General features: G+C 60.8%; 21 protein-coding genes. 14 read left to right on the forward strand and 7 right to left on the reverse strand.

Features of this window, described 5'->3' with window-relative positions; all coding sequences use genetic code 11:
• Positions 1-51: 51 nt before the first annotated feature.
• Positions 52-303: a hypothetical protein gene (locus J3P96_RS10025; RefSeq protein WP_434656772.1), complete on the forward strand. Its 252-nt coding sequence runs from the start codon at positions 52-54 to the stop codon at positions 301-303.
• Positions 304-350: 47 nt separating this feature from the next.
• Here the strand turns inward: J3P96_RS10025 and J3P96_RS10030 are convergent, their stop codons facing one another.
• The 3 genes from J3P96_RS10030 to chrA form a co-directional block, all read right to left on the reverse strand.
• A complete protein-coding gene (locus J3P96_RS10030) occupies positions 351-827 on the reverse strand; it encodes a hypothetical protein (protein ID WP_434656774.1) in 477 nt (158 codons plus the stop codon).
• A gap of 86 nt (positions 828-913) precedes the next feature.
• Positions 914-2,065 (reverse strand): mechanosensitive ion channel family protein, encoded by a 1,152-nt coding sequence (locus J3P96_RS10035; RefSeq protein ID WP_434656776.1) that lies wholly within the window; start codon positions 2,063-2,065, stop codon positions 914-916.
• 155 nt (positions 2,066-2,220) lie between these two features.
• The gene (chrA, locus tag J3P96_RS10040; protein WP_434656778.1) at positions 2,221-3,579 is read right to left on the reverse strand and encodes a chromate efflux transporter; all 1,359 of its coding nucleotides are present in this window, start codon (positions 3,577-3,579) and stop codon (positions 2,221-2,223) included.
• Positions 3,580-3,841: 262 nt separating this feature from the next.
• Between chrA and J3P96_RS10045 the strand changes: the two genes are divergently transcribed.
• The 5 genes from J3P96_RS10045 to J3P96_RS10065 all read left to right on the forward strand — a co-directional run bounded on the left by J3P96_RS10045 (position 3,842) and on the right by J3P96_RS10065 (position 11,633).
• On the forward strand, positions 3,842-5,413 hold the full coding sequence (locus J3P96_RS10045) for a diguanylate cyclase (protein ID WP_434656781.1): 1,572 nt from the start codon (positions 3,842-3,844) through the stop codon (positions 5,411-5,413).
• 199 nt (positions 5,414-5,612) lie between these two features.
• A complete protein-coding gene (locus J3P96_RS10050) occupies positions 5,613-8,189 on the forward strand; it encodes a bifunctional diguanylate cyclase/phosphodiesterase (RefSeq protein WP_434656784.1) in 2,577 nt (858 codons plus the stop codon).
• 70 nt (positions 8,190-8,259) lie between these two features.
• On the forward strand, positions 8,260-9,054 hold the full coding sequence (xth, locus tag J3P96_RS10055) for an exodeoxyribonuclease III (RefSeq protein WP_434601276.1): 795 nt from the start codon (positions 8,260-8,262) through the stop codon (positions 9,052-9,054).
• A gap of 99 nt (positions 9,055-9,153) precedes the next feature.
• A complete protein-coding gene (locus tag J3P96_RS10060; protein WP_434656787.1) occupies positions 9,154-9,981 on the forward strand; it encodes an arylamine N-acetyltransferase family protein in 828 nt (275 codons plus the stop codon).
• Positions 9,982-10,112: 131 nt separating this feature from the next.
• Positions 10,113-11,633 carry a nucleobase:cation symporter-2 family protein gene (locus J3P96_RS10065; RefSeq protein WP_434656789.1) on the forward strand — a complete coding sequence of 507 codons (1,521 nt, stop codon included), beginning with the start codon at positions 10,113-10,115 and terminating at the stop codon, positions 11,631-11,633.
• An 80-nt stretch (positions 11,634-11,713) separates the two neighbouring features.
• On the opposite strand, the gene J3P96_RS10070 is transcribed toward J3P96_RS10065, so the two are convergent.
• Entirely contained in the window at positions 11,714-12,082 is a 369-nt protein-coding gene (locus J3P96_RS10070) for a hypothetical protein (protein ID WP_434629937.1), read from the reverse strand.
• Between the two features lie 247 nt (positions 12,083-12,329).
• Between J3P96_RS10070 and J3P96_RS10075 the strand changes: the two genes are divergently transcribed.
• Positions 12,330-13,148, forward strand: a complete 819-nt coding sequence (locus J3P96_RS10075) for a shikimate 5-dehydrogenase (RefSeq protein WP_434656791.1) — start codon at positions 12,330-12,332, stop codon at positions 13,146-13,148.
• Here J3P96_RS10075 and J3P96_RS10080 read toward each other — a convergent pair whose 3' ends face one another.
• Positions 13,149-13,799, reverse strand: a complete 651-nt coding sequence (locus tag J3P96_RS10080; RefSeq protein ID WP_434656794.1) for a YceH family protein — start codon at positions 13,797-13,799, stop codon at positions 13,149-13,151.
• A gap of 131 nt (positions 13,800-13,930) precedes the next feature.
• Between J3P96_RS10080 and J3P96_RS10085 the strand changes: the two genes are divergently transcribed.
• Positions 13,931-14,440: a DUF1993 domain-containing protein gene (locus J3P96_RS10085; protein WP_434573173.1), complete on the forward strand. Its 510-nt coding sequence runs from the start codon at positions 13,931-13,933 to the stop codon at positions 14,438-14,440.
• Between the two features lie 175 nt (positions 14,441-14,615).
• On the opposite strand, the gene sstT is transcribed toward J3P96_RS10085, so the two are convergent.
• Positions 14,616-15,848, reverse strand: coding sequence for a serine/threonine transporter SstT (gene sstT / locus J3P96_RS10090; RefSeq protein ID WP_434601272.1), 1,233 nt, complete (start codon positions 15,846-15,848; stop codon positions 14,616-14,618).
• Here sstT and J3P96_RS10095 point away from each other — a divergent pair.
• Together J3P96_RS10095 and J3P96_RS10100 are read left to right on the forward strand one after the other, a co-directional pair.
• The gene (locus J3P96_RS10095) at positions 15,847-15,984 is read left to right on the forward strand and encodes a hypothetical protein (RefSeq protein ID WP_434656796.1); all 138 of its coding nucleotides are present in this window, start codon (positions 15,847-15,849) and stop codon (positions 15,982-15,984) included. The two genes, sstT and J3P96_RS10095, sit on opposite strands and share 2 nt — an antisense overlap.
• Before the next feature lie 144 nt (positions 15,985-16,128).
• Positions 16,129-17,289, forward strand: coding sequence for an MFS transporter (locus J3P96_RS10100; RefSeq protein WP_305500068.1), 1,161 nt, complete (start codon positions 16,129-16,131; stop codon positions 17,287-17,289).
• Here the strand turns inward: J3P96_RS10100 and nhaR are convergent.
• Positions 17,286-18,182 (reverse strand): transcriptional activator NhaR, encoded by an 897-nt coding sequence (gene nhaR, locus J3P96_RS10105; RefSeq protein ID WP_434629942.1) that lies wholly within the window; start codon positions 18,180-18,182, stop codon positions 17,286-17,288. The genes J3P96_RS10100 and nhaR overlap by 4 nt on opposite strands.
• 135 nt (positions 18,183-18,317) lie before the next feature.
• On the opposite strand from nhaR, the gene J3P96_RS10110 reads away from it, so the two are divergent.
• The 4 genes from J3P96_RS10110 (at position 18,318) to J3P96_RS10125 (ending at position 20,796) form a co-directional block, all read left to right on the forward strand.
• Positions 18,318-18,581: a hypothetical protein gene (locus J3P96_RS10110; protein WP_434656798.1), complete on the forward strand. Its 264-nt coding sequence runs from the start codon at positions 18,318-18,320 to the stop codon at positions 18,579-18,581.
• Positions 18,582-18,609: 28 nt separating this feature from the next.
• Positions 18,610-19,359 carry a TerC family protein gene (locus tag J3P96_RS10115; RefSeq protein WP_434573180.1) on the forward strand — a complete coding sequence of 250 codons (750 nt, stop codon included), beginning with the start codon at positions 18,610-18,612 and terminating at the stop codon, positions 19,357-19,359.
• Positions 19,360-19,814: 455 nt separating this feature from the next.
• On the forward strand, positions 19,815-20,492 hold the full coding sequence (locus J3P96_RS10120) for a peptidase C39 family protein (RefSeq protein WP_434656801.1): 678 nt from the start codon (positions 19,815-19,817) through the stop codon (positions 20,490-20,492).
• Positions 20,493-20,592: 100 nt separating this feature from the next.
• On the forward strand, positions 20,593-20,796 hold the full coding sequence (locus tag J3P96_RS10125) for a DUF6021 family protein (RefSeq protein ID WP_305500075.1): 204 nt from the start codon (positions 20,593-20,595) through the stop codon (positions 20,794-20,796).
• Positions 20,797-20,842 lie beyond the last annotated feature (46 nt).

Genomic DNA, 20,842 nt, shown 5'->3' on the forward strand with positions numbered 1-20,842 from the left:
GCTCGTTACCTACCGAGTTGGTTAGTTGTGTCTACTGAAAGAATTTCCCAATTGGAGCAGGCGCTCCTGGCGGTCATTGCGGCCGCGGGCAAGATGGGCGTCAGTTGTGATGAACTTTGCGCGCAGGCTGTGGGCGGGCTGGTGTCCGAGCGCTACTGGAGCTGGGCGGATGCCCAGCACGCTCAAGGCGCAGCTGACGAGATCGATAACGCCTTGGCAGTCCTGGTCGGCCGGTATACGGCTACGCCTGGCAATCCCGTGCAAAGCGGGCCCGATGCTGCATTTGAATCGGCTGCCGGCTGATCCTCCTGTCTTCAGAAATGGGCGACTCGATAGGTCGCCCATTTGCTTTAAAGCCCCAACCCTTCTTCGATGATCAAGAGAAGAGCATCTTCATCCAGCGCTACGGGTTCGGTGTGTTGCCCGGCCGGCCGCAGCTGCCAAAGTGATTCGCCATGCTCGCCCACGGTGCGCAGGATGCAGTGCTTCACGCCTTGCATATGGATTTCGATGCATCCCTCTGCGCTGGTGGAGAAGCGGGCGATCGGATCGAGCGAGATGCGCCGGTGGTTGCCCTCGATCACCAATTGGTCAATGGCGTAGTTGTACGTCGAACCGCTGGAGTGGCGCTCGAAGACGTGGGTCGGATTGCGCCGGATAACCAGGCCCGCCTCACACACCGGCGCCAGCCACGTTTCGATCTGACGGTACAAGTCGTAGACCTGGCCGGGCCAGTGTTCGATGGCCAGGTCGGCGCAGTTGTCGACGCCGGCTGGGGTTCGTTGGGCCTGCCTCAGCTTCGCCGCGAGTTCGTCTGCCTTGCTCATGTCGATTCCCTGTCGTGGTGATAGGTTGAGCGTAGCTGAAGGAGTGGGGGGCTCAGTTGCGCTGGGTCATGGCTGCGCGGTTGAAGTCAGTGCTGCGCGCCGGACGAGGCAGCGGTTCGCGACTGCATCCTGTTCTTGTCGCTGCTGGCCATCCGCTCGACCGCATCCGGCAACGAAGCCACATGCACCGCGCGCGACGGCATGGCGAAGCGCACGCCGATCCTGGCGAACTCTTCCATCATGCCCAGATTGATCGCCTGCTGGATGTCCATGTAGACGTTGTAGCTGGGGTCCAGCACGATATAGACCGTTTCGAACTCCAGTGCGCTTTCGCCGAAACCACGAAAATGCGCGCGGTCGAAGCGGGTTTTTTCCTGGGCCTTGATGATCTTCTCGACGATGACCGGCACTTGCCGCAGTTGTTCTGTCGAGCATTCCTGAGGCAGGGCGAATTCGAAGACGATGCGGCGCTCCTGCAGGCGTTTATAGTTCTGGATGGTGGTGCTGATCATGCCGGCGTTCGCCATGACGATCTGCTCGCCACCCAGGCTGCGGATTCGCGTGGTCTTCAGGCCGACATGTTCCACGGTCCCGGCCAGGGAGCCGACGACGATGAAGTCGCCGACTTCGAAAGGTTTGTCCACGGCAATCGACAGCGAAGCGAACAGGTCCCCGAGGATATTCTGCACCGCGAGCGCCACGGCGATGCCGCCCACGCCGAGGCTGGCAACGAACGCCGTGATGTTCACGCCCAGGTTGGAAAGCATCGCCAAGAGCACCACCGCCCAGAGAAATACTTTCGCACCCCACAGGCTCAGGGTGGCCAAGGCGCTTTTCTGATGGATGTCAGAGTGGCTGTGGCGGGCGAAATAATGCATCAGCGCCAAGGCGATCGCTCGGTTTGCCCATAATCCCACTTGCAGGGCCGCCACCACGAACCAGAGGCTGCTGACTCGACTCAGCCAGCGTTCCGGTAAGTCCAGTACGCCAACGCCGATCAGGATCGAGGCCAGCAATAACAAGGTATTGCTGGTACTGGACAGTACTTCGACGGCGATGTGGCTGACATAAGCGTCGGGTTTTTGTGCCCGGGCACGCACGTTTTTCAACAGAAAACCGACGCCAGCCCTGGCGATGATGAAACTCACCGTCATCACGCTCAGTGCCAGCAGCCAATTGGCGATGGAAATGCCCAGTACCTGGGTGTCGGTAAAAATATCGAGGGAGCTTGAGTCCATGGATGGATCACCTGTGCCATTTCTGTTCAGGTTGTGCCCTGGCCGCACCGGCCGGGCCATGAACTTGCTTAGTTCGCAGGTGGCAGAGGCCCGTTCAATTTTCTTGCCGTCAGCGGCCTCGGGCATGGGCCGCTGATCTGACTCAAGTGTCTCTCTTAGCGCAGCAGATGCACCGCCAGCCCGGCCAGGCCGCAGGCCAGCAATACCTGGATGACGCCGCGTTTATAGCGGAACAGTGCAATGAACGCCGCGACTGCAAGAATTGCCGATGGCCAGTCCAGTGCTGCGTTGAAGCCCTTGGGCCAGAGCACGTGATAACCAAAGAAGCAGGCGAGGTTGAGAATCACCCCCACCACCGCCGCGGTGATCGCTGTGAGCGGCGCGGTGAATTTCAACTCGTCATGGGTCGATTCCACCAGCGGACCGCCGGCCAGGATGAACAGGAACGAGGGTAGGAAGGTGAACCAGGTCACCAGCGTGGCCGCAACCGCGCCCGCCAGAATCGCCTGTTCGGGGCCGAACACCTGCGTCACGTAACCCCCGACGAAACCGACGAACGCGACTACCATGATCAGCGGTCCCGGAGTGGTTTCGCCCAGGGCCAGGCCGTCAATCATCTGGGTCGGTGTCAGCCAGCCGAAATGTCCGACGGCGCCTTGATACACGTAGGGCAGAACCGCATAGGCGCCGCCGAAAGTCAGCAGTGCCGCCTTGGTAAAGAACCAGGCCATCTGCGTCAAGGTTCCTTCCCAACCAAACATCGCGGTCAACAGGCCTATCGGCAGAGTCCACAGCAGCGCCCCGACGATCAGCAGTCGGGCCAGGCGGGTGGCACTGAAACGAGCGTGTTCCGGGGTCGGTGTATCGTCATCGATCAGGGCCGGGCCGAACGACTTGTGCCTGGCATCGTGGCCGCCCAGGCTGAACTTTGCCGGTGCCCAGCGACCGCCGAAGTAACCGACGACCGCCGCCCCCAGTACGATTAGCGGGAAGGGTACGTTGAAGGCGAAAATCGCCGTAAACGACGCGGCGGCGATTGCCCACAGCCAGTTGTTCTTGAGCGCGCGCGAGCCTATCCGGTGCGCGGCATGCACGACGATCGCCGTCACGGCGGGCTTGATGCCATAAAAAATGCCGGCCACCACCGGCACTTCGCCAAAGGCGACGTATAGCCAGGATAATGTGATGAGAATGAACAGCGAGGGCAGGACAAACAACGCCCCGGCGATTATTCCGCCCCAGGTTCGATGCATCAGCCAGCCCAGGTACGTCGCCAGTTGCTGGGCCTCGGGGCCGGGCAGCAGCATGCAGTAGTTCAAGGCGTGGAGGAAGCGACGCTCGGAGATCCAGCGCCGACGCTCCACCAATTCCTGGTGCATGATCGAGATCTGGCCCGCCGGTCCGCCGAAGCTGATGAAACCCAGTTTCAGCCAGAACCAGAAGGCCTCTCGCAGGCTGACGGTCGACGGTCTGGTCTGTACCTGTTCTACAGTGCTCGGGTTCGGAGTGCTCATGGTCCGCGGGGCCTTGATATAAAGGCCACCTACGTTATGGGGCGAGACACGTTTTAGATAGCCCCCGGTAAGGTTCGCGTGTAAAAAAAACGCGCCAAGGGGCGGCGGAATTGCCAAATGATGAGGGGGATTTTGGATCCACTGCGCCATCCATCGACTTCGCCCCACTGGCAAATTGCCGGCCTCCAAGCGGTACGCTAAGCTCACGAATATTAGGGGCTTTGAGCGTTTTGCTCATGCTTTGCCCTCTTCAGGAATTCGCTTGCCTATCCCCATCAACGATCCGCTCCATGCGCCCGGCGGCACCCTCAAGCGCCTGCCGTTGCTCAAGGCTGCGGTGGCGTTTATCGCGACGGTGTGCCTGTGCCTCTGCGGTTTGCTCTATCTGCAACTTGAGCAATCTCGTCGTCACGACCTGGAGTCGGCGCGGATTGCTTCGGCCAACCTTACCCGTGCCATGGCCCAGCAGGCCCAGGATACTTTCCTGCAGGCCGATCTCGTGCTCGGCAGCCTGGCAGACGGGATCCAGATCGATGGCTACGGCCCGGCCGTGCGCGCGCGCCTGCAACAGACATTCGCCCGGCGCGTGCAGTCTCTGGAACAACTGCATGGCCTGTTTCTGTTCGACAAGAGCGGCCAGTGGATCATCACCTCGTTTGAAAAGCTGCACCGGGGATCCGGTATCGCGGATCGCGAGTATTTCCAGTTTCACCAGGAGAATGCCTCGCTCGTCGCCCATATCGGCCCGGCGATCCGCAGCCGGCAGAACGGCGAATGGATCATCCCCGTTTCCCGTCGGCTGAATGACCGCAAAGGCAATTTCCAGGGCGTGCTGATGGCGGGGATCAAGATGTCGTATTTCGACCAGTTCCTGAAGAGTTTCAATCTCGATGATCAAGGCGAGATGGCCCTGGCGTTGTCCGATGGGACTTTGCTGGCGCGCCGGCCCTTCGACGAGGCGCTGATTGGTGCGTCCATGGCGCGGCATCATATTTTCCAGCACGATCCGGTGGTGGGGGCTTCCGGCGATGAAATGATTCGCTCCGGCACCGATAATATCGTCAGGCTCTATGGCCATCGGCATCTGCAAGCCTACCCATTGGTAGTCGTTGCCGCGATGTCCGAGTCAGCGATCCTGGCGGGCTGGTATGACCGGGCGGTGCAATCGAGCCTGATCGTGGCCTTGGTGGTGCTGGGTATTTGTCTGTTTGGCTGGGTTTTCGTGCATCAGGTGCGTAACAGCGAGCGGATTGAAGCGGACCTGCGCAAGGCCCAACAAGCGCTGGAGCTGATCGCCACTCATGACAGCCTGACCGGGCTGGCGAACCGCCGGCTGTTCGAGCGGGCCCTGGGCATCGAGTTCGGCCGAGGCGCCCGCCAGCGCAGCCCCCTGAGCCTGATCATGCTCGACATCGATTTTTTCAAGCGCTACAACGATACCTACGGGCATGTCGCGGGTGATCATTGCCTGGCGGAGGTCGCGAAGGTACTCAAGGACTGCTGTCATCGCAAGGCCGACCTGGCGGTGCGTTATGGTGGCGAAGAGTTTGCTGTCCTGCTGCCCGATACCAACCTGCACGGCGCCATGGCATTGGCCGAACAGATCCGCCGCCGCGTCATCGACAGGCAGATTACCCATTCGGCTGCCCCCTCCGGCTACCTGACGGTGAGCCTGGGTTGCCATGCCTTCGTGCCCAGCAGCCTGGACAGTACGGAAGTCTTCATCCAGCGAGCCGATGCGGCGCTGTATCAGGCCAAACACAGCGGTCGCAACTGTGTCGCGGCGTTGTCCAGGGAAGACGCGTTCGATGCGCTGGAGCGTTCCGATCGCTGAGATTCGTCGGAATCATCGGCGGCGGATCAAGGTCCATTGTTCAACGCATAGGCGACGCGTAGCCCTTTTCGCCAAACTCTGTAGGCTCGCCAACTGACGCGGCAGCGGCTGCTAAGGTTAAGAAAACCCAAGGGTCAAACGCAGTTCATGCAGTGAAGTTTGCACGGCGAAGCCAACGCCGAAGGACAGGAGCAGGTCAATGGACACCGCTGCCGATATCCCCCCTGACGTCACGCGTCACACGCCGATTACCCGTCGCCTGGTGGTGGCGGTCGGCGTGCTGTTCGTAATGGGTGTCCTGATGGCTGTCGCCGCGCTGTTCAACATTGCGCAAAAGCTGGACGCGGACGACGTGGGCAAGACCCACTTCTACATTGAGCGCGCGCTCGAGAATCGCATCACCGCGTCGAAAAACTACATGGCCAGTTACGCCTACTGGACCACCGGCTATGAGCGTCTTAACGGCGAGGTCGATGTGCAATGGGCCTATGCCGAACAGAACATCGGCAAGACCCTGTTCACCAACGATGAATACGAAGGGGTGTTCGTCATCGACCGTGAACGCACCAAATATGCGGTGGTGCGGGGACAAAATGTCCAGGCAGAGGCGACAGCCTACATCGATACACCGCTGAGGGACCTTGTCGATCAGCTCCAGGCGCAACCGGACCTGACCAGGCCCATGATCCGCTACACCTTGTTCGAAGGCTGGCCGGCCATCGTCACGGCTTCGGTGATCCTGCCCAACGACGAACGTCCTCAGGTCGAGGCCAAGGGGACGTCGGTGCTGCTTTTTGTCGACCAGATGACGCCGGTCAAGCTTCGCAAGGTAGGCAAGAGCTACGGCCTGAACGAGTTGAACCTGGTGAAAGATACGGCGCTGGCGCCCGGTCAGCCAGCCGTACCGCTGGATAGCACCGGCTACAGCCTGGTATCCCGACTGGAGCGGCCAGGCCACCAATTGTTGTGGTCCCTGGTTCCGCCATTGGGCGGGGCGTTGCTGATCCTGGCGTTGCTCACCGCTTATTTTTTCCGCTATGCCATGCGTACCGCTCGGCAGGTGGACGCCAGCTACGACAGTCTGGAAACCTCAAAGCAGGCGCTCCAGGCGAGCGAAGAGCGCTTCCGTGCCGTGGCGGAGGCGGCGTCGGACTGGATATGGGAAATCGACAGCCAGCAGCGCATCACCTATCTCTCGGGGCGCTTCAACACCGTTACCGATTTTTCCGATCAGCAATGGCTGGGACAGGACATCGAACAGTTGCTGTATTGCGACACCACGCCGATTGCCTTGTGGCTGGGCAAACTGGTCGAAGAACAGAATGCCAGCAACCTGCGGTGTTCCTACCGCGACCATTCCGGACAGTTGCGATTTTGTCGGGTATCGGCGCGGCCGATCTATGACAAGGCCGTGGTAACGGGCTATCGCGGCACCGCCAGCGACATCACCGATGAAGTGGCCGCCCATGCCCAGGTCCAGCATCTGTCGATGCACGATGCGCTGACCGGCTTGCCGAATCGAAACAAGTTGGCCCGGCACCTGGACGATGCATTGCTTGCCAAGGAGCATTCCGTACCGCTGGCCTTGCTGATGGTGGATCTGGATAACTTCAAGCCGATCAACGATTCACTGGGCCACCCGGCCGGCGATGCGGTGCTGCTGGAAGTGGCACAGCGCCTGCGCGACTGCACCCGAGAGCACGATCTGGTGGCGCGCCTGGGTGGGGATGAGTTCGTGGTGGTGCTCAGCGGAGTGGAGCACTCCACCGAAATCGACCGGTTTTGCGCACGGCTGATCGACAGCCTGCAGCAACCGATCCATTACGAGACCCATTTATTGCACATTGGCGCCAGCATCGGCATTGCCGTAAGCCGGCGCCAAGGTTATGTGCCGGGCGAGTTGATCCGTTGCGCCGACATCGCCCTGTACCAGGCCAAATCCGAGGGCAAGAAGACCTGGTGCTACTTCGCCTCGCACATGAACGATCAGATCCAGCATCGTCGCCAGCTGGAAAGCGACCTTCGCCAGGCATTGAAGAAAAACGAATTCGTCCTGCATTTTCAGCCTCGCTATACCGTGGATGGCAAGACCATCGTCGCTGTCGAGGCGCTGGTCCGTTGGCAACATCCGACCCAAGGCTTGCTGGGGCCCGACGCGTTTATCCCGCTGGCCGAGCAAACCGACCTGATTGTCCCGCTTGGGCGTTGGGTGTTACGCGAGGCCTGCGAAACCGCGTTGACCTGGCCGGGCGAGCTGATGGTCTCGGTCAACCTCTCGCCTGCGCAATTCGAACGCAGCGATGTGGTCGAGGACGTGCGCCAGGTATTGATCGAAACCCACTTCCCGGCGAGTCGCCTGGAGCTGGAAATCACCGAGAACGTCATGCTGAACGATGTGGACGGTGCGCTCCAGGTCATGAATGCGCTCAAGGAACTGGGGGTGCGCCTGAACATGGATGATTTTGGTACCGGCTATTCGTCGCTCGGTTATTTGCGCACCTATCCGTTTGATGGCATCAAGATCGACAAGCGCTTCATCGCCTCCATGAGCAACAGCAGCAACGACCGCGCCGTGGTCCAGGCGATCATCAACCTGGGCAAGGCCATGGGCCTGACGGTCACCGCCGAAGGTGTTGAAACCCTGGCCCAACTGGGCACGCTGGGCTCGGATGAATGCCACGAAGTGCAAGGGTATTTTCTCAGCCGCCCCATCGACAAGCAGGCGTTCGCGCATCTGCTGGAAAGCGCTCCGCCCCTGTCGAAAACCGGCTCCTGAGCGGTTGTTGCAACCTCCGCGGCTTGTCATCGGTCACAGCTAGTACTTTGGTTTTTCGAGTTGCCTGCCCATGAAAAAGCTGCGAATCGCGACCTTCAATATCAACGGTATCCGGGCTCGGCTGCCCAACCTGCTGGAGTGGCTGGAGCGGGAGAAACCCGACATCGCCTGCTTGCAGGAGTTGAAGGCGGCGGACAAGGATTTCCCGGCGGCGGAGCTTGAGTCGGCCGGGTACGGGGCGATCTGGCACGGCCAGGCTTCCTGGAATGGCGTCGCGATCCTGGCCCGCGATGCGCAACCGCTGGAAAGTCGGCGCGGCCTGCCGGGCGGAGAGGAAGACAGTCACAGTCGGTATATCGAGGCAGCCGTGCATGGCGTCCTGGTAGGTTGCCTCTATCTGCCCAACGGCAATCCGCAGCCTGGTCCGAAGTTCGACTACAAGCTGGCATGGTTCGAGCGGCTGATCGATTATGCCCAGGGACTACAAGCCAGCGATCACCCGGTGGTGCTGGCGGGCGACTACAATGTCGTGCCCACCGACTTCGACATCTACAACCCACGCTCCTGGCTCAAGGATGCCCTGTTGCAGCCGGAAAGTCGCGAGCGATACCAGCGCCTGCTGGACCAGGGCTGGACGGATGCGCTGCGACATCTCTACCCGCAAGAACGGATCTATACATTCTGGGACTATTTTCGCCAGCACTGGCAAAAAAACTCCGGGCTACGTATCGACCACCTGTTGCTCAACCCTGCCGCCAGTGCCTACCTGAGCGAGGCGGGGGTGGATGCCTGGGTCAGAAACCAGCCACACCCCAGCGACCATGCCCCGACGTGGATTCGTCTGTCTTCGCGCAAGCGCCGTTGAAGCCGCCGGATCATTGTCCACCCAGGGGAAATGCCTTATACCTGTGCCAATGGCGGGGTGCCTGCACAAGCCCTGCACCTGAACAGGAAAGGACACCCCATGAACCAACCTCGACTGAGTGATTGCGGTCGTTATCTGCGGCGCCTGGGTTTCGACACGGCGCCACCCCCGACGCTCGATTCGTTGCGCCAGTTGCAGTGGCGTCATACGGCCGAGTTCCCCTTCGAAACCCTCGCGACGCTGCTGGGGCAGCCGGTGCCGATCGACCTTGAGTCGGTGGAACGAAAAATCTTCGAGCAAGGGCGCGGCGGTTATTGCTACGAGCTCAATCAGTTATTCCTGGCCCTTTTGCAGGACCTGGGCTTCGAGGCCCGCGGCATTACCGGGCGAGTAGTGATGAACGCACCTGAAGGCGCCTGGACCGCACGCACCCATCGCTTGAGCCTGGTGACGCTTGACGGCGTGCGCTATGTAACCGACGTCGGCTTCGGTGGCATGGTGCCGACCGCGCCACTGTTGCTGGACAGTCGCGAGGTCCAGGCCACTCCTCACGAGCCATACCGCATCGAGACCACTGAAGACGGCTACATGCTGCGCGCCAACGTAGGGGGCGAATGGCGGCCCATGTACCTGTTCGACCTGCAGCGCCAGGAAGAAATCGATTACATCGTCGGCAATTGGTACGTCTGCAGTCATCCGGATTCCCCGTTCAAGGACCGGTTGATGGTCGCCCGCACGGGTGACGGTTGGCGCAAGACCCTCAACGGCAACAGCTATGCCGTGCACCAGATCGGGCAGGAAAGTGAGCGACGCACAATCATGGACGCCGACGAGTTGATCGGCCTGCTGGAGACGGAGTTCGGGCTGCGGGTGCCGCCACGGGAACTGCTGCGGCCGGCGCTGGAAGGACTGATAGTGCGAAGTTGAATGCAATCTGGTTCGGGATTTGCAACCTGGTCTGCGATCCGTGCGCAACAAGTTGTATACAACTCTATGGACATTTGTCCTGAATTTTGAATACAGTGTGCGCATAACAAAAAACAGGGAACCCCCGAACCATGAAAACGCCCCATGTTTCACTCCCACGGCCCGAGGACGAAAACCTTGGCGTCGGCGCGAATATGGCTTACGGCCTGCAACATGTGTTGACCATGTACGGCGGCATCGTCGCGGTACCCTTGATCATCGGCCAGGCGGCCGGCTTGTCGCCGGCGGACATCGGTCTGCTGATCGCCGCGTCATTGTTCGCGGGAGGGCTGGCGACGTTGCTGCAAACGCTTGGCCTGCCGTTCTTTGGCTGCCAGCTGCCGCTGGTGCAGGGCGTTTCGTTCTCCGGCGTCGCGACCATGGTGGCGATCGTCGGAACCGGCGGGGAAGGGGGCTTCCAGGCCATCCTTGGCGCGGTAATCGCGGCGTCCCTGATCGGTTTGCTGATCACTCCGGTATTCTCGCGCATTACCCGGTTCTTCCCGCCACTGGTCACCGGCATCGTCATCACCACCATAGGCCTGACGCTGATGCCGGTGGCGGCGCGCTGGGCCATGGGCGGCAACAGCCACGCTGCGGATTTCGGCAGCATGGCGAACATCGGCCTGGCTGCGCTGACCCTGGTACTGGTGCTGGTACTGAGCAAAATGGGCAGTGCGACGATTTCCCGCCTGTCGATCCTGCTGGCGATGGTCATCGGCACCGTCATCGCGGTATTCCTCGGCATGGCGGATTTTTCGTCCGTCAGCGAAGGCCCGATGTTCGGGTTTCCAACGCCGTTCCACTTCGGCATGCCGACTTTCCATATCGCCGCGATCCTGTCGATGTGCATCGTGATCATGGTGACGCTGGTGGAAACCTCCGCTGACATCCTGGCGGTGGGGGAAATCATCGACACCAAGGTCGACTCCCGGCGTCTGGGCAATGGTCTGCGAGCCGATATGCTGTCGAGCATGATCGCCCCGATCTTTGGCTCCTTCACCCAGAGTGCCTTTGCCCAGAACGTCGGGCTGGTGGCGGTGACCGGCATCAAGAGCCGTTTCGTCGTGGCGACTGGCGGGATATTCCTGGTGGTGCTCGGGCTGCTGCCATTCATGGGGCGGGTGATCGCCGCCGTACCGACCTCGGTGCTCGGTGGTGCTGGTATCGTGCTGTTCGGTACGGTTGCCGCCAGTGGTATCCGAACCCTGTCGAAGGTTGACTACCGCAACAACGTCAACCTGATCATCGTCGCCACTTCCATTGGCTTCGGCATGATCCCGATCGCCGCACCGAACTTCTACGACCAATTCCCCAGCTGGTTCGCGACGATCTTCCATTCGGGGATCAGTTCTTCGGCAATCATGGCAATTATCCTGAACCTGGCGTTCAACCATTTCACCACCGGCAACTCCGACCAGCAGTCAGTTTTTGCCGCCGGTACCGAGCGGGTGCTGCGCTACCAGGACCTGGCTGCACTGCGTGAAGGCGATTATTTCAGCGACGGAAAATTGCATGACTGCGACGGCAACGAGATTCCAGTGGTGGCGGAACCCGCCCACTCGCCGGAAGAGCACGGCCCGGTGCGGCTGAAGAGCAGCGAGCACGTCTGATCTGGCGATCGCCAAGGAGTGGAAACAAAAGCAGCCGGTGATCATCGATCACCGGCTGCTTTTTTATGACCCTGAACGGACTACCAGCGACCGTAATGGCCGCGCGGCGGGCCATCGTAATAGCCCCGTGGCGGCCCGTAATACACCGGCGCCGGGCGATAGTAGACCGGGCGCTCGATGTATACCGGTTGCGGCGCGTAATAGACCGGTGGCGGTTGCTGCACATAGACAGGTTGTTGCACGTAGACCGGTTGTGGCTGGACATACACCGGTTGCTGGACATAAACCGGTCGGTCGCGGCTGATGAGCGCGGAGCCGACAATGGCCGAGCCGACGATAGCACCAAACACCGCGGGACCCTCCCAACCACCGCGACCATGGGCGGATGCCTGGCCGGTGACCGCGAGTGCCCCCACGAGCAGGGCGATAATGGGAAGTTTGCGTTTCATGGCGATTCCTCGTTCCGGCCCCGGCGCCTGTGGCCTGCGACAGACCCGATTAGGGCGCGGGGATACTTGCTCTGACAGCGATTTTCCCAGGATTTGCACCGCCGTTGGGTAAATATTGTGTAAGGTCTGTGGCTGATTTTTTTACAGCGGATGGCGAGTCGCTGCGCTGTGCCCGAGGTCTGAGCATCGAACAGGACCGGTCGGTACGGCGATCGCGTTTATCCGAAAGTGTTTCAAGGAGACGAGCATGCAGATGAACCCCAACAAAGATACCCAGCTGTGCATGTCACTATCGGGGCGCCCGGGCAACTTCGGCCTGCGCTTTCATAATCACCTCTATGAACAACTGGGCCTGAATTTCTACTACAAGGCGTTCAGCAGTCGCGACCTTCCGGGTGCGGTGCGTGGCATTCGCGCCCTGGGCATCCGTGGGTGTGGCGTGTCGATGCCGTTCAAGGAGGCCTGCATCGCCCTGGTCGATGAGTTGGATCCTTCCGCCGCCGCGATCCAGTCGATCAACACCATCGTCAACACTGACGGCCATTTGAAGGCCTACAACACCGACTACATTGCCGTCGCCCAATTGCTGCAGACCCATGCCGTACCCAAGGATTCGACTTTCGCCCTGCGTGGCAGCGGCGGCATGGCCAAGGCGGTCGCCAGTGCCTTGCGCGATGGCGGCTATAAAAATGGCCTGATCGTCGCCCGCAACGAAACCACCGGCCGAGCCCTGGCCGACTCCCTGGGATATGAATGGCAAGCCGAGCTGGGCGATCGCCGGCCACAAATGCTGATCAACGTGACGCCGATCGGCATGGCCGGCGGTCCTGAAGCGGACCACCTGGCGTTCGAGCCCGATGCCCTCGTGGCAGCCGAGACGGTATTCGACGTGGTGGCGATTCCGTCGGAAACGCCGTTGATCGTCCGGGCCCGGGCAGAAGGCAAGCGGGTCATCACCGGGCTGGAGGTGATCGCGATCCAGGCCTTGGAGCAGTTTGTGCTGTACACGGGCGTGCGGCCCAACCTGGAGCAATTCGACAAGGCCGTGGCTTTCGCCCGGTCCTGATTACTCCAGGCGCGCCAGACGCTCCTCCAGCGCCGCTATCCGCGCTTCGAGCTCTTCAAGGCGTTCCAGTGACACGCCGCTGCCGGCGCCACTGCGTTCTACCGGGTACTGGCGGGCGGCGAGGATGGCCTCGATGTCCGCGGGGTCGCCCATGGCGTGCACGTAGCGGTCTTCACGCTGGCCGGCCTGGCGCGGCACCAGCAGCGCCAGGCCTCGGGCGATCAGGCGCTCAAGCTGATGCACGACCTGCTCGGTGTCTTCGAAATCATGCATGCGGCCGCTGCGGGTCAGCAGTTCATTGACGGTCTGTGGGCCGCGCAGGAACAGCAATCCCATCAGGATCACCTGGGCCGGCACCAATTCCAGCGCCTTGTCGACCCGGTGCTCCCAGCGGTCGGCGCGGCTGCCCATGACCAGCCGGGTAAAACCGCGGCCTTCCAGGGCCCGCGAGCTCTGGCCGACCTGGCCCGGACTGAGATTCGTCACCGGTTCGCGACTGGTCTTCTGGTTGCAGGCCAGCACTAGCGCGTTGAGGGTGAGAGGGTAGGTCTCGGGGTTGGTGGCCTGTTTTTCGATCAGGGCACCAAGGATGCGGATTTCCGTGCTGTTGAGCCGTGGTTCTTCGGCCTGGCTTTGTTCTTCGATGCTCATTGCGCGTTTCCCTATGCCGTGGAAGCCGCCTAGCCTAATCCTTGCGTAATAAAAGACAAGGAGCGCAACAAGCCGTGGCTATAATCGCCGACGTTTGATTTGTTTCCTCCTACCACCCGCATGAGATCGCCATGACCATTTCCCTGTACGCCGCCTCCGTCCCGGTTTTCAAACAGATGCTCAACGCCCTGAGTGATGTGCTGAACAAGGCCGAAGCCCACGCCACCGCGAAAAACATCGATCCGAACGCTTTCCTGCAAGCACGCCTGTTCCCGGACATGTTCCCGCTGGTGCGTCAGGTGCAGATCGCCGTCGACTTCGCCAAGGGCGTGTCCGCGCGCCTGGCCGAGATCGAAGTGCCAAAATACGACGACAGCGAGACCACCTTCGCTGAGCTGCAAGCGCTGATCGCCAAGGTGCTGGCCTTCATCGACGGCATCAGCCCCGAGCAGATCGATGGCAAGGAAGGCATTGAAATTGTCACCCGTCCGGGCACCCCGAAGGAAAAACGCTTCAGCGGTCAAACCTACCTGCTGACCTACGGCCTGCCGCAGTTCTTCTTCCATGTCACCACCACTTATGCACTCCTGCGTCACAACGGCGTGGAAGTAGGCAAGCGCGATTACATGGGCGCGTTCTAAACCCGCGAGCATGAAAAAGCCCGGGACGGTGTGAGCTGTTCCGGGCTTTTTTGTGGCTGTCAGTTCCGCAGCGTCTGTTCCATCGCTATCGCGAGCAAGCCCGCTCCCACACTGGATTGATGTTTGTCGCAAGAATCCTGTGGGAGCGAGCCTGCTCGCGATGAAGACGCACGGTTTATGCAGTACGCCGCGCCCGCTCTTCTTCACCCAGGCAAGCCGCCGCCGTGAACAGCACATCCGTGGACGAGTTGAGCGCGGTTTCAGCTGAATCCTGCAGCACGCCGATGATGAACCCTACCGCGACCACTTGCATGGCGATTTCGCTGGGGATGCCAAACAGGCTGCACGCCAGGGGAATCAACAACAGCGAACCGCCGGCGACCCCGGAAGCGCCGCAGGCGCAGATGGCGGCGACGACACTGAGCAGCACGGCCGTGGGCACATCCACCACGATGCCTAGGGTATGTACGGCCGCCAGCGTCAGTACGGTGATCGTAATGGCGGCCCCGGCCATGTTGATGGTGGCGCCCAGCGGGATCGAGACCGAGTAGGTGTCTTCGTGCAGGCCGAGGCGCTTGCTCAGCTCCAGGTTCACGGGAATGTTCGCCGCCGAGCTGCGCGTGAAGAACGCGGTGATGCCGCTTTCACGCAGGCAGGTGAACACCAGCGGGAAGGGGTTGCGACGCAGTTTCCAGAGCACGATGAGCGGGTTGACCACCAGTGCCACGAACAGCATGCAGCCGATCAGCACGGTCAACAGGTGCAGGTAACCGAGCAGCGCACCGAAGCCGGAGGTGGCCAGGGTCGAGGCTACCAGGCCGAAAATACCCAGCGGGGCGAAGCGGATGACCAGCCGCACAATCACGGTCACGCCATTGGACAAGTCTTCGAGTACGGTGCGCGTGGTTTCGCCGGCATGGCGAATGGCAATACCCATGCCGATGGCCCAGGCCAGGATGCCAATGAAGTTACCGTCCATCAGCGCTCGAACGGGGTTGTCCACCACGCTGAGCAACAGGCTCTGCAGCACTTCACTGATCCCGCCGGGCGCGGTAACGGCAACGTCCTGGGCGCTCAACACCAGGCTCGAGGGAAACAGCGTGCTGGCAATGACCGCGACCACGGCCGCAGCGAAAGTGCCCAGCAGATAAAGGAAGAGGATTGGACGGATATGGGTTTCCTGGCCGTGCTTATGGTTGGCGATCGACGCCATGACCAGCACGAACACCAGGATCGGCGCCACGGCCTTGAGCGCCGACACAAAGACCTTGCCGATGAACGCCGTGGATTTCGCCACGTCAGGGGCCAGCCACGCCAGGACAATGCCGGCGATCAGGCCGATGACAATTTGCGTCACCAGGCTGGTGCGTTTGAAGCGGTGCAGAAGGGAAGAGGACACAGCAGTCATGACGGTATCTCTGATTTTTTATGTGCAACGGTCCGTCAATCAGGGCAACAAGCGGGCAGGCCGCATGATCGGGACCGAAAAGAGTGTGGAGCATTTGCAGGCCGCGGACTTTATCACAGCCCGGCGAAAAATCTGACGGACCTGTGACGATCCGTCACCTGCCTGTTTATCTGCTTTTTTCTAACGGCCCCAATCTGTTAGGCTTTGCCACTCTCACCTCATTTGTTTTCCAGCGGGCCCTTGGGCTAACGCTGGTGTCGTCGTTTTGTTGGAGTTCTGCATGCTGTTGCCCATCTTCCTGTTGTCCGCCGCCGGCTTCACGGTGCTGACCACGGAATTCATCATTGTCGGCCTGTTGCCAGCCATCGCCCGGGACCTGCAAGTCACCATCCCTCAGGCTGGACTGCTGGTGACTTTGTTCGCATTTACTGTCGCGGCGTTCGGGCCGTTCCTGACCGCGTGGTTTGCCCGTGTCGAGCGGCGTCGGCTGTTTATCAGCGTGCTGGTGATGTTCGGCCTGGCCAACACTTTGGCGGCGCTGGCGCCGAACATCTGGGTCATGGCCATTGCCCGGTTGGTCCCGGCTTTGGGTCTGCCGGTATTCTGGGCGTTGGCCAGTGAAACCGCAGTGGACATCGTCGGGCCTCAGTTTGCCGGGCGAGCCATCGCGCGGATCGGCTTCGGTATCGTCTGCGCCACGGTATTCGGCATTCCGGTCGGCACCCTGATCTCCGACGCATTCGGCTGGCGCAGCGCTTTTGCAATCCTGGCGGTCATCGCGTTTGCCAAGGCGCTGCTGCTGTTTATCTACCTGCCGAAAACCAATCTGCACCAGCATCAAGTGAGCTTTCGCTCGCAATTCAAGATCCTGCGCAGCCCCCTGATGCAGGGGCATGTGCTGCTGTCGATCCTGGTATTCAGCGGCATGTTTACCGCCTATACCTATCTGGCGGATATCCTCGAACGCCTGGCCGGGTTCGACGGTACGCTCGTGGGTTGGTGCCTGATGGGCTTCGGGGCCGTGGGCCTGCTCGGCAACTCCCTGGGTGGTCGCGCGGTAGACCGGCATCCGCTGATCGCCTCAATGGTGTTCTGCCTGTTCATGATCGGCGGCATGGTGGCGCTGGTGCCGAGCATTCATTCGACGCTGGGGTTGGCCGCCGCGATGGGTATCTGGGGCGTGACCCAGGCGGCGCTGTTCCTGGTCAGCCATGTGCGGCTGATGAAAGCGGCCCCTGAAGCGCCGGCGTTTGCTGCTTCGCTGAACATCGCCGGGGCCAACCTGGGCATTGGCCTGGGGGCGTTGGTGGGCGGTCGAGTCATCGATACGCTGGGCCTGGGCAGCGTCGGTTTCGCCGCGGCCGGATTCATCCTGGTATCGATCCTGCTGGCGCTGTTGCTGATGACGTTCAAGCCCCGCAACGCCTGCGCTGATTGCTAGGCGCTGAACAGCTCGCGGCGTGCCCCTTCGGCAATTGCGACGATGCCAGGGTGGCTGACCTTGCGTTCCACGGAAATGGCGTAGAACGACTCGCTCACTGCCTCGGTCTGGCCGATGACCTGCACCCCATATTGCCGCTTGACCTCTTCGGCAATCACGCTGGGACCGATAAAAATCCCGCTGCCTGACTGGCCGAATGCCTGCATCAACGCGCTGTCGTCGAACTCGCCGACAATCCGCGGCTGGATCTGCTGTTCGGCGAACCAGCGTTGCAGGCGGCTGCGTACGACGGTTTCCGGTCCCGGGATCAGCAGCGGGGCGTCATGCAGGCCATGGGGAAAATTCTGCCCATGACGATCGGCCAGCGCGGCGGTGGCAAAAAAGCTGATCCCGCATTCTCCAAGCTTCTGGCTGTAGCCCTTGATATCCAGGTGAGTCGGCATCGGGCTGTCGGAAATCACCAGGTCCAGGCGTTGGATTGCCAGGTCCGCCAGCAGCCGTTCGAGCTTGTCCTCGCGACAGGTGATACGCAGTGGCTCGCTCAGTTCCATGGTCGGGGCCAGCAGCCGATAGACGATGGACTTGGGCACGACATCCGCCACCCCGACCCGAAACAGTGTCTGCTGCTCGTTGGGCTGGGCGCGCAATATCAATTCCAGTTCACCGCCAAGTTGGAACATGTGTTCGGCGTAAGGCAACGTCTGGCGACCGGCTTCTGTCAGCTCCAACTGGCGCCCGACGCGCTGGAACAATTTGATGTTGTAGGTCTGTTCGAACAGGGAGATCTGCCCGCTGATGGTTTGCGGGGTCAGGTTCAATTGCTCACAGGCGCGCACGATGCTGCCGGTTTTTGCCACCACCCAGAAATAATGCAGCTGTCGATAATTGAGCATGGTTTTCGCCGGTTCGTAAAAACCGAAGTATAGCCGCTGAAAATACGAATTTTCCTGAAGTATCAGCCTCTCTAGAATGCCGGGCCATCGGTGAGCCATCTTTGTGCTCCATCCATTTCTGAAGAGGCACTGTCCATGACGTATAAATCCTTGGGTCTTGCAGCCTTCCTGTCGCTGTCATCGATAGCGCTCGTGGGTTGTGAACAAGCGGAAAAGAGCGCCCAGCAGTTGGCCGAGCAACTTAAGGAACAAGCAGTCGAGACGGCCAAGCAGGCAATCGACGATACTCACAAAGCTGCCGAGCAGGCCATCAGCGAGGCTACTGGTGGGCTGATAAGCCCCAAAAAAGAGCCGGAGAAAGACGCTGAAGAATCCGAATCCTCCACCAAGACCATCTAACCCCGTCATATCGAGTCAGGACTGACCCATGGATTATCTGTTACAGCTTGCCGCCAGCCCCACCGCCTGGATTGCCTTGGCCACCCTGGTCGTCATGGAAATCGTGCTTGGCATCGACAACCTGATCTTCATTTCGATCTTGACCAACAAGCTGCCCGAACAGCATCGCGCCAAGGCGCGGCGGATCGGTATCGGCATGGCGCTGATCCTGCGCCTGGGCCTGCTGAGCACCATCGCGTTCATTGTGCAGTTGACGGAACCGGTGATCGAAATCCTTGGCCAGGCCTTTTCCTGGAAGGACATGATCCTCATCGCCGGTGGCCTGTTCCTGTTGTGGAAGGCGACCACCGAGATCCATCACAGCATGGACCCGGCGCCGAACGATCCCAAGTCGGCCACATCGGGCGTGACCCTCGGGTTCGCTGCTGCGATCGGTCAGATCCTGATGCTCGACCTGGTGTTTTCCATCGACAGCATCATTACCGCGGTGGGTATGACCGAACACTTGCCGATCATGATCATCGCCGTGGTGGTTTCGGTGCTGGTGATGCTGCTGGCCGCCGAGCCGTTGGCGAAGTTCATCAATGACAACCCTACCGTGGTCATGTTGGCCCTGGGCTTCCTGATCATGATCGGCATGACACTGATTGCTGAAGGTTTCGGTGCTCATGTGCCCAAGGGCTACATCTACGCGGCCATGGCCTTCTCGGCGGCGATCGAGGTGTTGAACATGTTGTCCCGACGCGCCAGGGAGAAAGCGCTCGTCGACAAAGCCTGATACCAGGCAGACAAAAGCCGCCCGGGTCCAAGGCCCGGGCGGCTTTTTCATGCGCGGCGATAATCTCAGTGTGCGGTGGCGTGGCGCCTGGCGGGTTTGGAGGGCTGTTTCGCTTGAGGGGGAGGTGCGTGGTGATGGCGCCGGGCGATCCGCAGTACGCCCCACAACATGGCCGTCGCTACGCTCAGCCAGCCAAATACCAGCATCAGAATAGTCGTCGTCAGGCTCATCTGTGCCTCCTTCAGCCCGGACTCGGGCAATGCACTCATTACAATGGACAGTCTAGCCGCTCGAGTGTTACGAGCAGTCGATCGCCGGCATTGGCGACGGATCGGTTCGTTCTATCGCGGTTGTGAAACTCTTGCTTGTGGCTATACCCAGGCGGGCGCGCACTTTATGATCGTCGGCCCAAGCCCGGCCCGGATGCCGGGTCTGCCTGAACAAGAGAGTCATTAATGGTGCCGGTAATTTCATCTTTTCGATCACTGGTAGTGGCGCTGACCTGTGCCGCTGTCCTGGTTGGGTGCGCGGGGGGCGTATCGCCGCAGATAAAGCGTCTGCCCGAGCGGGTCGAACTCAACAGCGTGCCGTTCTTTCGCGGCGAGATGTATCAGGGCGCGCCGCAATCATTGGCCGCCCTGTTGACCTTGCAAGGAACGGTCATCACGCCCGGGTTGCTGGAGAAACCGTTACACCTGCCCGGTGGCGAGGCGCGTTTGCAGCAGAGTCTGCAAATCCTGGCACGTGAATACGGACTGGTCGTCTATCCCCTCGACCAGGAGCTCGCGGCGTTGCTCGAACAGGTGGCGGCGGGTTATCCCGTGCTGTTGCGCTACACCGAAGGTTCGGCGTTCTGGTCCGGGCCGCGCTACGCGATCCTGGCTGGCTACAACCGACAAAAACGCACCGTGCTGCTGCGGTCGGGGATGAACCGGCGGTCGTTGATGAGTTTCGATGCATTCGAATCGGCGTTCAAGGACGCGGGCGGTTGGGCGGTGTTGATACAGCAGCCCACGCAACTTCCGGCCAGCGTTGACTCCCAGCGCTGGTTGAAGGCGGCCGACGAGTTAGCCGGGGCAGGGCAGGAGCAGGCCGCCGCGCGGGCCACCAAGGCGTTGGGCTCCGCACGCTGAGTCGCGTCCCCGTTCGTCAGCTTTCGGGCACGACCTCGCATGCCTCGGGTTCTTATCGTCAAGGCCTGGAATCTCCGGGCCATGATTCAAGGAGGCAACCATGGCACAGTCGAAAACACCTTCAGGGCCGCATTCTTCCGAGCATTCATCCGGTGATGATGACTTGGGGTTCGATCCGGACTCGCCGGATCTCGACGATCCGCAAGTGGACCCGGTAGGGCCGGCCAAGGCGCCCCGGGACGAGGAGGATGAGGAACCACCTTCCTCGAGAGCGTATGACCCACTGGGTAACCTTAAGCCCTGACAAAAATAGCCCCGACGAGTCGGGGCTATCTGTTTGCGCCTGGCCG

The sequence above is a fragment of the Pseudomonas sp. R3-56 genome (assembly GCF_051132075.1).
Taxonomy (GTDB): Bacteria; Pseudomonadota; Gammaproteobacteria; order Pseudomonadales; family Pseudomonadaceae; genus Aquipseudomonas.